A 10,684-nucleotide genomic window follows, 5' to 3' on the forward strand; every position below is an offset into this window, starting at 1 on the left:
GATTTTATTTCGCTAAGATATTAGAATTGTAGAACAGCCAATTATTTAATAATTGGCTGTTTTTTCTTTTAATGGGTTTTGTGGTCGGAGAAAGTATAATGAATGATTGGCAAAGTAGAATAGATGATGAAATTCGCCGTATAGATATTAAAACTCAAATGCAAACTATGCAAAAATCAGATTTTGCTTATTTGCAAATGATCCCACCATCATGGATGACACCAGAAGAACCTTTGATTCAACAAATCAATGCGTTAACAGCACTATATCAAGATGGAAAAATTGTTTGGGCAGCAATAGTACAAGCCAATCGCTTATTATTTGATGCAGAACAACCACACTCTTGTCCCGCTGAAATTGTTTATGACCCCACAGGTCAAGCATCTACCGAGCAACTACAACAAGTTGCCGGACACTTATTTAGTCTAAAGAACACAACGCCTGATGATCCAGAATTATTGGCTTATGCCCAACATGTCACCGATGAAATGGATAGACAAGCCCATTTAGTACCAAAGTCCATCAGTGAATATCCGCTTTATACATGTAGTATTTTTATTTGGCGTTTACATTTGCCGAATGGTGTACTGAATCAGCGTTCCATACCGATTTTATTACATCCAAAGCGTTCGGGAATTTGTACGGTTTTACCTGCGTATTTTTGGCGAGAAAGCTATTTTTATCAGCATTGGCTGATGCATGATGATGAAGCAGCTTTATTGCCTGCATTTCAAACATTAAATCGTAATGCTCATTTTTGGAAAGATTTACAAGCAGTCGCTCAACCAAAATTAAGTGATTTTAAAGATTTTGCAGAATCAAGCCCTGTTACATCTACCACGCCACAAGCCAGCCAACACGCTTTAAATTATGTGCAAGAAATGCGTGCAAGCTGTATTGTAGATTACCAAGAAAACGCAAGCCAGCATCAACATCAGCCTTATGCTAAAAGTTATAAAGCACCCAGAATTTTGGTGATAATGACCATCGCCTTTATCTTATTCTTTTTATTCAAAAGTTGTACAGGTAATCCTATAATTTATTTCTAACTCTCATCAGGAAAAGCCGCATTTTTTAAGGTTTGAATATCGATATCTTCCGAGCAAAGTTGGATAAAGTCATAACCAAAACCACGTAATAAATGCCCTTTACGCACAGCAATCCACGTGGTATTTTTACCAAAAATATCGGTATGAATTTGCTTTAAATGATTATCTCGTTGTGGGTGATAAGACATATCACTGATAATGCCAATTCCCAAACCCAGCTCAACATAAGTCTTAATCACATCGGCATCCAACGCTGACATGACCACATCAACATTTAGCCCTGCGTCTTTAAAACATTGATCGATTTTACTACGCCCAGTAAAGCCGCCATGATAAGTGACCAAAGGATATTTTGCCAAGTCTTGTAAAGTGACTTGGTCGATCTGTGCCAATTCATGTTCCAATGGCACAACCACCGAATGATACCAATGATAATAAGGCACACTGGCAAGATTTTCTTCGGTAGTGAGAGACTCTGTGGCAATACCGATATCAGCATCACCGTGCAATAGCATTTCACGGATTTCAACTGGGCTGGCTTGTTGTAAAATCAAATGCACTTTGGGAAAGCGTTGTTTAAATTGACTGACAATCTGCGGTAATACATAACGGGCTTGGGTATGCGTAGTAGCGATGGTCAATGTACCTTCGTGAATAGCATGAAAATCTTGAGCCAAATATTTGATATTATCCGCATCAATCAGCATACGTTCTACAATTTGCAAAACTGCTTGCCCTGCATCAGTAAGGCCGAGCAAACGCTTGCCTTTACGCACAAACAATTGTACGCCCAATTCATCTTCTAAATCCTTAATATGCTTGCTGACGCCAGATTGTGATGTATATAAAGCATTAGACGCTTCAGTAAGATTAAAGTTTTGTCGGACAGTTTCACGGATAATACGCAATTGCTGAAAATTCATGGCGAACGCTTTTACAGAAAAATACCGCTATCATGCTAACTAATGCCAATCAGAAAGAAAAGCAAAAATTGTAAAAAACTGCTGTTAATCTCAAAAAAATTGAGTAAACTCATCTTAATATTCTAAGTATCATTTGCCATGAGTCTGATTTATTATCTCAACCCAAGTCAAAATCTACGACCAATTGAAGCGTATATTGATTTGGAAAATCGTGGCTTTTTATATGGTGATGGTTGTTTTACTACCGCCAAACTAAAACATGGTGAGATTGTCTATTGGCATAGACATATACAGCGTTTACAAGATGCGATACAGCATTTACAGCTTAATTGTGCGATTGAAGAGATTTTGCAAGATTATGCCATATTGTCTGAACATTTGAAAAACATAGAAAATGCTACAGTCAAAATTATGCTCAGCCGTGGTGTATCGGCACGTGGTTATGCATTACCGAATACGCCAAGTGAGCGACATTGGTTGATTTATCCGAGTAAGTCTAATTCGCAAAATCTCAATGTTCAGTTTGCTATTTTGCAAAAAGTCGGTATATCTCGCCTAAGACTAGGGCAGACTATGCCTGTATTAAAAGGAATCAAAAGCCTAAATCGACTAGAGCAAGTGATGTTAAAAGCTGATTGCGATCGTCAAGCTTGGCAAGAAGCTTTGGTGTTAGACAGTAAAAATCATTTAGTAGAAGGTATCGCCAGTAATTGTTTTTTCTACGATGGGGATGTTTGGCATACGCCTGACTTGGCTGATACGGGTATTGATGGCACAATGCGACAAGAGATTATCGCTAGAATGCAAGAGGCTGATATTGCTTTAAAAATTCGAGCGATTCATGTAAATGAATTGTTGAATATGCAGGCAGGATTTTTTTGTAATGCCTTAAATCCGATGCAAATTATCGAAAATATCATCTGTAATGGACAATTGATGACAGCACAATCTGACAATATGCAGATGCAATTTTTATCGCAGCCGTGTATTATGCTTGCCGAACGTTTACGATTACAGCAACTGACTTAAACTTTTTTGAAGTATTGCAGTTCTTTTTTGAGTGGTCTTTAGCTTATGGCTCAACAATCCAAATTATCCAAAAAAAATTCTTCATGGCTAAAGTGGCTGGCTATTTTTTTACTTTTTGTTTTCATTGCTTTGGCTTGTGCAGCATTTTATATACAAAAAGCTTTAAATGCACCTTATCCAGTTAAAGACAAAACATTGATTTTAAATGTGGAAAAAGGTGAAACGTATAATTCTTTTATCCAAAAAATGGCGGATAAAGGCATCATTAATTCGCCAAATTTGTGGAAGCTATATCAGAAATACGTGATTAAAGACACTTTAAAAGTGGGTGTCTATTCAGTTAAGCAAGGCATGACAGTACGCCAAGTGATGGATATGGTGAGTAATGCACAGTTTGCACAAATGAATCGTGTGGTATTGATTGATGGTACAAACTTTAAGCAATTTAAAACACGTTTAAAACAAGACCCAAATGTAAAAAATACCATTTTGGATTTGCCTGACGCAGAAATTATGCAAAAAATTGGCGCTGAGTATAATCATCCAGAAGGTTTATTTGCACCAGATACTTATTTCTTTGCCAAAGGTGCGACTGATGTTGAAATTTTAAAAGAGCTGCATCAACGTCAGATCCGTAATATGGAACAGGCTTGGCAAAAACCTAAAGAAGGTTTGCCATACAAGAATAAATATGAAATGCTAACTATGGCATCGATTATCGAAAAAGAAACGTCCTTAGATGCTGAACGCAATATGGTTGCTGGTGTATTTGTTCGCCGTTTGCAAATCGGTATGCGTTTGCAGACTGATCCAACTGTGATTTATGGTATGGGCGATAAGTACGATGGCAATATTCGTCGCACTGATTTACAAACGCCAACGCCTTATAATACCTATACTATCGATGGTTTACCGCCAACACCAATCGCCATGCCAAGTCTAAAATCGATGAACGCAGCGATGCAACCTGACGATTCAAAAAATATTTATTTTGTCGCGACAGGCAATGGTGGGCATAAATTTACCGAAAATTTACAAGACCATAATCGTGCTGTACAAGAGTATTTGGCAGTGATTCGTTCTAAGAAATGATGCTACAATGATGGCATATAAAAGGGCATAAACATTGCCCTTTTATTTTCATTAAAGCTTTTTGGGGGTGAGACATGTTTATTAGTTTTGAAGGCACAGAAGGGGTCGGGAAATCCACCTTGATTGCCAATGTACAACACGCTTTGCAGCAAAAAGGGCATGACGTGGTGCTGACTCGTGAACCTGGAGGCACACCTCTAGCTGAAAAGATTCGTCAAATTGTATTAGAAAAAAATCAAGAACAACTGGTTAATAAAGCCGAATTATTATTGATGTATGCAGCACGAGCACAACATATTGAGCAAGTGATTTTGCCAGCCTTACAGCAGCAAAAAATGGTATTGTGTGATCGTTTTATTGATGCCAGTATGGCATATCAACATGGTGGACGAGGTTTGCCAAAATCGTTGGTCGATGTTTTAAACGATAATTTTGTTGACTGTCTGCCTGAGATTACTTTTTGGTTAGATTTGCCTGTAGAGGTGGGTATGCAACGTGCCAAAAAACGTGGTGAACTCGATAGATTTGAGCAGGAAGATATTGATTTCTTCCAAAAAATCCATGACTGCTATGCTATGTTGGCTGAGCAATTTCCACAGCGTTTTTGTCGTCTAGATGCCAATCTGTCACCAGAGCAATTAACTGAGCAGGCTTTAAAGCATATTGCTGAAAAATTAGCATTGAAATCTGCTGATAAAATCACAGGATAATTTTGCAATTGTAAGCAATACAAGGCAAAATATGCACAGTCATTTTTATATGTTTTTTTGGTTGATAACAACATGAATAATCCTTCACAGAACACCGCAACACCATCTTGGCTGTTGGGTCTGTTGGCCTTTTCTCTATCATTGATTATTGCCGCAGCACTTGCACCAAGTTTGGGGTTGGTAAGCTATAAGCAAACTGATTTTGTCATGCTTTGTGTGGTGGCAAGTGTTTTTTTGAGTCTGCCTTTGGTATTGATGGAATTGGCTTTGGCAAAGCGTGCTAAAAGCGTGCCATTGCAAGGTATGATGCAGCTTACCCGTGATGCCGATGCCAAAACCCAATGGCGGATTAGCAGTTGGTTGGGTGTGGTGTTGATGCCGTTATGTGCGGGCGGATTATTGGCATTTGCGAGTCAGCAAGTGATTCAGCAGCAAAATTTAAGTTTATCGCCAATGATTGCGGTGTTGATTTTGACGGTGGTGGCTGTGGCATTGTCAATGTTGCCAAGAATGATTTTGTTGGCAGTGGCAGCAGGTGCAGGATTATTAGCAGTTGTATTGGGTTTGGGCGGTGATGCACAAGCTTGGGCATGGACAGCGATTGAGTTTAAAGAGTGGGGTAAAGCGGTCGCTTTAGTATTGGTCACAACTGGTCTAGGTTTTGGTGTGTACTGGCAGTTGGTGGTGAAAAATGTTGCAGAGCGTGAGCAGTTAGCACCGATGGCATTACCAATTTGGTTGGCTCAAATCGTGGGCTTGGTGGCATTTAGCTTGCTGAATCTACAAAATAGCATGGCAGTGATTTTATTGGCTGTAGCTGGTTTGGCATTGGCAGGCGTGTTGCTGAATTTAACGCGTGAGCAACTCTTACAACGTCAAGTAGCACTGCCAATTCAAGCAGTGATTTTACTTGTGCCTGTACTACTATGGGTATTGCCAATCACAAAAGTATTGTTTGTTATCTTTATTTTATTGGCATTATTCAACAGCTTGGCAAGCAGCGTCTTCGCAGGTTGGATCATGAAAATCAGCCATTTGCGTAAGTCATTGCAGTTTTCTAGTGAAGTCAGTTATAACCTATGGCGAGTGATGGTGCGTATTGTGGTACCATTGGCAGTAGTATTGGCATTGATTTCTTTAATTTTAGGTCTGGTTGGTTAATCATTTGATGAATGCTTCAGCGGAAAATATTCAGGTCAGCATTGTTTATTGTGATGCCGAACGATGCCATCAACAGACTTTAAATATTGTTCGTGGCAGTAATATTGCAATGGCTTTGCAACAGAGTGATATGGTCAAAACCTTGACTTTGCTAGAGCCTTTGCAAGTAGGCATCTTTGGCTTAAAAATGCCGATGGATACTGTGTTGCAAGATGGCGACCGTATAGAAATTTATCGTCCACTGACCATGAATCCGAAAGATATTCGCCGCAAACGTGCCGAAAAACATCCAGTTGGTCGCTTTCTTAAAGGCAATCAATATCGTAAACAGCAGATTAAGGCCAATCAATCGAATCAAGCTCGACAAAATGAGAGTCAGTCTAACGGATCTTAACACTAGTTTAATTTATAGGTTATTTTTATGCAAAATATGCCAATCCAACAACACGGCACGCATCCATTTTGGGACATTATTCATACTGTAGAGAATTTTCCTAAAGCAGGAATTGATTTTTTTGACATTAGTCCTTTGCTTAACGGACATCAACAAGCTTTAGTACAAGCTTTGATTGATGCTGTACCGAGTGATGTTTTTGCCGAATGTGATTATCTATGTGCGATTGATGCACGCGGTTTTATTTTGGCAAGTATGTTGGCGATTAAACTCGATAAGCCGTTGATTATTGTGCGTAAAAAAGGCAAATTACCACCACCAGTATTTAGCTATAGCTATGGTTTGGAATATGGCACAGATACTTTAGAAATCAGCCAAAATATTCAATCAGGCAAAGTATTAATTATAGATGATGTGCTGGCGACAGGCGGTACACTCACCGCATGTCAAAAGTTGTGTGAAATGGCTGGACATCAAGTACTTGGTGCATTGGTATTATTGGATTTACCAATACTGCATAAGCAACTAGATATGCCGATATTCAATGTATTAAGTAAATGATATAAAAAAAGTGGCTCAAAAATAAGCCACTTTTTTTAATTTCAACTTTACTCAAATTGAATTAGATATATTCAACTTTAACGATTTCATATTCGACTTCGCCTTGCGGTGTAGCAATCTTTGCTTCATCACCTTCAGACTTACCAATCAAACCACGAGCAATTGGTGAGTTGATTGAGATTTTATTGATTTTAAAATCAGCCTCATCATCACCAACAATTTTATAGGTCGATTGTTCATCAGTATCAAGATTCGCAATAGTAACAGTCACACCAAAAATTACACGACCATCTTGGGGTAACTGGTGAATATCTACCACTTGTGCAGCACCCAAACGTCCTTCAATCTCTTGAATACGTCCTTCACAGAAGCCTTGTTGCTCACGTGCAGCATGGTACTCAGCGTTTTCTTTAAGGTCGCCATGTGCACGAGCCTCAGCAATAGCTTGAGTGATACGTGGACGTTCTACAGATTTGAGTTGATTAAGCTCATTCTCAAGAGCGACTTTGCCCTCGGGAGTCATTGGATAACGTTGCATGATGATTCCTTGCATATAAATAAATACAAAAAACTCCAAGCCACTTTACTTCAAAGGCAAGCGGTAGAGTAGTGTATTAAAGATTAAAATTAGAGACAGCGTATTTTAACTGATATTTATAAAAAGTCATCCATATTTATTGTTAAAATCAGCAATCGATATTTTATGCCGAAAAACAAAAAACCACCTTGACGGTGGCTTTTTGCATTCAGTATTTTAAAGTACTGATTATTTAGCAGCAGATGCAGCAGCAGAAGCTTCAGCATGAGCGTCAGAAGCAGCAACAACAGCTTCAGAAGCAGCCATGTTAGCGTCAGAAGCAGCAACAACAGCGTCAGATGCAGCAGCAACAGCTTCAGAAGCAGCGTCAACAGCTTGAGAAGCTGCAACAGTAGCTTCAGATGCAGCAGCAGGAGCTTCTTCTTTTTTACCACAACCAACTAAAGCAACAGTTGCAGCTAAACCTAAAGCGATAAGTAACTTGTTCATATTCCTATCCTCACAAATGGAATTAAAGTGTTTGTAGAACTCGGAGTGCATTATAATCATTAAAAATTGCATTGCAAAGACTATTTTATTGCAATTTGTAAACATTTTATCCATATTTGATTAAGATATTGAAAAACATATAATTTTAAATTTAAAAAAATTACAAAAAAAAATAAAGTCGAGTCAACCTTTTTGTCAACCCGACTTTTTTGCCATAATTAGGTCGTAATTTGACCTAAAATAGACTAAATATTATACATTGAAACGGAAGTGCATCACGTCACCGTCATTAACAACGTAGGTTTTACCTTCCAAACGCCATTTACCTGCGTCTTTGGCACCATTTTCACCGTTATACTGCACGAAATCATCATAGGCAATCACTTCAGCACGGATAAAACCTTTTTCAAAGTCCGTATGAATCACGCCAGCAGCTTGAGGTGCAGTCGCACCAACTTTGACTGTCCAAGCACGTACTTCTTGTACACCAGCAGTAAAATAGGTGTGCAGACCAAGCAATGAATAACCAGCACGAATAACACGGTTTAAACCTGGTTCTTCCATGCCCATCGCTTCTAAAAACTCGGCACGCTCATCATCTTCAAGCAAAGAAATTTCAGCTTCAATTTGGTTACATAATGCAACCACGATGGCATTTTCTGATTCAGCTAAGTTTTTTACTGCATCAAGATGTGGATTATTTTCAAAACCATCTTCTGCAACGTTGGCAATATACATGGTTGGCTTAAGCGTCAATAAACCAAAACCACGCAATAATTTGCGTTCATCATCAGACAAGTCCGCTGCACGAGCAGGGCGACCTTCATCTAACAATGGTTGTAACTTTTCTAAGACCGCTTTGGTGGCAACAGCTTCTTTGTCACCGCTTTTTGCAACTTTGGTCAAACGAGTAATGGCTTTGGCAACCGTATCCAAATCGGCTAATGCCAATTCAGTGTTAATCGTAGCAATATCATCTAATGGGTCAATTTTTCCATTCACATGAATGACGTTTTCATCTTCAAAACAACGTACAACATGCGCAATCGCATCGGTTTCACGGATATTTGCTAAAAATTGGTTACCTAAACCTTCACCCTTTGATGCACCAGCGACTAAGCCCGCAATATCGACAAATTCCATGGTAGTTGGCAGAATGCGTTGTGGTTTAACGATTTCAGCCAATTTTTGCAAACGCATATCTGGTACAGGGACAATGCCTGTATTCGGTTCAATGGTGCAGAATGGAAAATTTTCAGCGGCAATCGCTGCTTTGGTCAGTGCATTAAAAAGTGTAGATTTACCTACGTTCGGTAAACCCACAATGCCACAATTAAAACCCATAACATTATCCTAAGTTTTACAAAATTTTGCCTAGTTTACCCGAAATTCATGTTAAAGTCTTGCACTAAAGCAAGTGAGAGCGATAAGCCATGCGGATTTTATATCAGTTTCCAGTATCGCCATTTTGTGAAAAAGCAAGATGGATGTTAGATTATAAAGAATTACATTTTCAAGCCAAAAATCTAGTCTTAGGCTTGCATCAACCTTTTGCTTTATATCGTACTAAACAAACGCAATTGCCGATTCTATTAGATGAGCAAAAATGGTATTTTGGTAGTTTAAATATTGCTGAATATTTAGATGATCGTTATGCTGAATATCCATTAATTTTGAGAGATAAAAAGCAAGAAATTTTGCATTTAGAAAAAAGTAGCCAACAATTAGGAAAATATATTCGGTTTTGTATTTTATCGCATGCTTTGCAAGACCAAGAAAATCCCATTTTATTATCATTACTCGGTGAAAAAGGTTTACTCAAAAAGTATCAACAAATCTCAGATAAAGTCTTTCGTAAAACCATAAACCAATATCTAAAGCGACACAGTAAGAGTTTGGCAGAAACTGAACAAGAAATGTATCAATTATTAGATTTTTGTAATAAAAAGATGCAAGCAAAACAATATTTAGTAGATGACCGTTTTAGCTTGGCGGATATTTCTTTGTGTAGTATGTTAGCACCATTATTAAATATTGCTGATACACCTTGGCAACTAGAGCCTTGGCAAAGCTACACACCTATGATACAAAAATATCATGATGATTTAAATCGATTAGAATTGGCAGATTACGTGCGTCGAATTTATCAGCATCATCGTCATGCTCGGGTGGATTGGCGTGGAATCTAACCTGTAAAGATAAATATTCTGTTATAAAAGTCAGTAGTCAGTGCTTTTTAGGATAGAAACATGCCATCATAATTGCCCCAATGGTGGCAATTAACATATCTTTATGGGCATCCCACATATCACCTTGTTGCCCGTTATAAGCTTCGGCTTGCTCAGGTGAAAGTGACATTGCCAATGCCCATTCAATCAATTCATACAACATACTGCTTGCCATCACCCACATCAGTACAATAAATGCCAATTGTTTTTTGGATAAAGTTTTGAAATAATGTGCAAACACTTGATAGAAAAATGGATAAACTAACAAACCATAACCAAAATGCACCACACGATCAAACATATTGCGTTGCCAGCCAAACGTTTTGTCCAAATCAAAATTAAATAACTGAATTAACCATTCATTATATGGCACAGAAGAATATAGCCAATGTGCAGCAAAAATATGTAAAGTTAAAAAGCCAAAACATTAGATCTCTTTCGAAAATGTAAATTTAGCGATTAACTTGCCAATTTATAAATCCTGCCACTAATTTCATTCTCAATTCGAAG

The 10,684-nt window shown here is 38.2% G+C and carries 12 protein-coding genes and 1 pseudogene; 8 read left to right on the plus strand and 5 right to left on the minus strand.

Features of this window, described 5'->3' with window-relative positions:
• The first annotated feature begins 98 nt into the window (after positions 1-98).
• A complete protein-coding gene (locus tag ACEYX7_RS09310) occupies positions 99-1,049 on the plus strand; it encodes a hypothetical protein (RefSeq protein ID WP_374900481.1) in 951 nt (316 codons plus the stop codon).
• On the opposite strand, the gene ACEYX7_RS09315 is transcribed toward ACEYX7_RS09310, so the two are convergent.
• Positions 1,046-1,972, minus strand: coding sequence for a CysB family HTH-type transcriptional regulator (locus ACEYX7_RS09315; protein WP_374804737.1), 927 nt, complete (start codon positions 1,970-1,972; stop codon positions 1,046-1,048). The genes ACEYX7_RS09310 and ACEYX7_RS09315 overlap by 4 nt on opposite strands.
• 138 nt (positions 1,973-2,110) lie before the next feature.
• Between ACEYX7_RS09315 and pabC the strand changes: the two genes are divergently transcribed.
• From pabC to ACEYX7_RS09345, 6 genes are all read left to right on the plus strand, one after another.
• Positions 2,111-3,001: an aminodeoxychorismate lyase gene (gene pabC / locus ACEYX7_RS09320; protein WP_374900482.1), complete on the plus strand. Its 891-nt coding sequence runs from the start codon at positions 2,111-2,113 to the stop codon at positions 2,999-3,001.
• A 45-nt stretch (positions 3,002-3,046) separates the two neighbouring features.
• A complete protein-coding gene (gene mltG, locus ACEYX7_RS09325; RefSeq protein ID WP_374804735.1) occupies positions 3,047-4,093 on the plus strand; it encodes an endolytic transglycosylase MltG in 1,047 nt (348 codons plus the stop codon).
• A 74-nt stretch (positions 4,094-4,167) separates the two neighbouring features.
• Positions 4,168-4,803, plus strand: coding sequence for a dTMP kinase (gene tmk / locus ACEYX7_RS09330; protein ID WP_374804734.1), 636 nt, complete (start codon positions 4,168-4,170; stop codon positions 4,801-4,803).
• Positions 4,804-4,875: 72 nt separating this feature from the next.
• Positions 4,876-5,964 carry a hypothetical protein gene (locus ACEYX7_RS09335; protein WP_374804733.1) on the plus strand — a complete coding sequence of 363 codons (1,089 nt, stop codon included), beginning with the start codon at positions 4,876-4,878 and terminating at the stop codon, positions 5,962-5,964.
• A gap of 4 nt (positions 5,965-5,968) precedes the next feature.
• Positions 5,969-6,358: an RnfH family protein gene (locus ACEYX7_RS09340; protein ID WP_374804732.1), complete on the plus strand. Its 390-nt coding sequence runs from the start codon at positions 5,969-5,971 to the stop codon at positions 6,356-6,358.
• 27 nt (positions 6,359-6,385) lie between these two features.
• The gene (locus tag ACEYX7_RS09345; protein ID WP_374804731.1) at positions 6,386-6,919 is read left to right on the plus strand and encodes an adenine phosphoribosyltransferase; all 534 of its coding nucleotides are present in this window, start codon (positions 6,386-6,388) and stop codon (positions 6,917-6,919) included.
• A 61-nt stretch (positions 6,920-6,980) separates the two neighbouring features.
• Here ACEYX7_RS09345 and greA read toward each other — a convergent pair whose 3' ends face one another.
• The 3 genes from greA to ychF form a co-directional block, all read right to left on the minus strand.
• Entirely contained in the window at positions 6,981-7,457 is a 477-nt protein-coding gene (gene greA / locus ACEYX7_RS09350) for a transcription elongation factor GreA (protein WP_374804730.1), read from the minus strand.
• A gap of 228 nt (positions 7,458-7,685) precedes the next feature.
• On the minus strand, positions 7,686-7,946 hold the full coding sequence (locus ACEYX7_RS09355) for a hypothetical protein (RefSeq protein WP_374806975.1): 261 nt from the start codon (positions 7,944-7,946) through the stop codon (positions 7,686-7,688).
• 252 nt (positions 7,947-8,198) lie between these two features.
• Entirely contained in the window at positions 8,199-9,290 is a 1,092-nt protein-coding gene (gene ychF, locus ACEYX7_RS09360; protein ID WP_374804728.1) for a redox-regulated ATPase YchF, read from the minus strand.
• 89 nt (positions 9,291-9,379) lie between these two features.
• On the opposite strand from ychF, the gene ACEYX7_RS09365 reads away from it, so the two are divergent.
• Positions 9,380-10,135 (plus strand): glutathione S-transferase family protein, encoded by a 756-nt coding sequence (locus tag ACEYX7_RS09365; RefSeq protein ID WP_374900484.1) that lies wholly within the window; start codon positions 9,380-9,382, stop codon positions 10,133-10,135.
• Between the two features lie 37 nt (positions 10,136-10,172).
• On the opposite strand, the pseudogene ACEYX7_RS09370 reads toward ACEYX7_RS09365, so the two are convergent.
• Positions 10,173-10,592: pseudogene (locus ACEYX7_RS09370) on the minus strand (DUF2238 domain-containing protein); the annotation flags it as partial.
• Positions 10,593-10,684: the final 92 nt, after the last annotated feature.

The sequence above is a fragment of the Hubeiibacter jixunmingi genome (assembly GCF_041928215.1).
Lineage (GTDB): Bacteria > Pseudomonadota > Gammaproteobacteria > Pseudomonadales > Moraxellaceae > Acinetobacter.

Excerpts from the sequence above, each read along its gene's own strand:
- ACEYX7_RS09310 (WP_374900481.1), top strand. The coding sequence starts at position 99 with ATGAATGATTGGCAAAGTAGAATAGATGATGAAATTCGCCGTATAGAT.
- ACEYX7_RS09315 (WP_374804737.1), bottom strand. The coding sequence starts at position 1,972 with ATGAATTTTCAGCAATTGCGTATTATCCGTGAAACTGTCCGACAAAAC.
- pabC (WP_374900482.1), top strand. The coding sequence starts at position 2,111 with ATGAGTCTGATTTATTATCTCAACCCAAGTCAAAATCTACGACCAATT.
- mltG (WP_374804735.1), top strand. The coding sequence starts at position 3,047 with ATGGCTCAACAATCCAAATTATCCAAAAAAAATTCTTCATGGCTAAAG.
- tmk (WP_374804734.1), top strand. The coding sequence starts at position 4,168 with ATGTTTATTAGTTTTGAAGGCACAGAAGGGGTCGGGAAATCCACCTTG.
- ACEYX7_RS09335 (WP_374804733.1), top strand. The coding sequence starts at position 4,876 with ATGAATAATCCTTCACAGAACACCGCAACACCATCTTGGCTGTTGGGT.
- ACEYX7_RS09345 (WP_374804731.1), top strand. The coding sequence starts at position 6,386 with ATGCAAAATATGCCAATCCAACAACACGGCACGCATCCATTTTGGGAC.
- greA (WP_374804730.1), bottom strand. The coding sequence starts at position 7,457 with ATGCAACGTTATCCAATGACTCCCGAGGGCAAAGTCGCTCTTGAGAAT.
- ACEYX7_RS09355 (WP_374806975.1), bottom strand. The coding sequence starts at position 7,946 with ATGAACAAGTTACTTATCGCTTTAGGTTTAGCTGCAACTGTTGCTTTA.
- ychF (WP_374804728.1), bottom strand. The coding sequence starts at position 9,290 with ATGGGTTTTAATTGTGGCATTGTGGGTTTACCGAACGTAGGTAAATCT.
- ACEYX7_RS09365 (WP_374900484.1), top strand. The coding sequence starts at position 9,380 with ATGCGGATTTTATATCAGTTTCCAGTATCGCCATTTTGTGAAAAAGCA.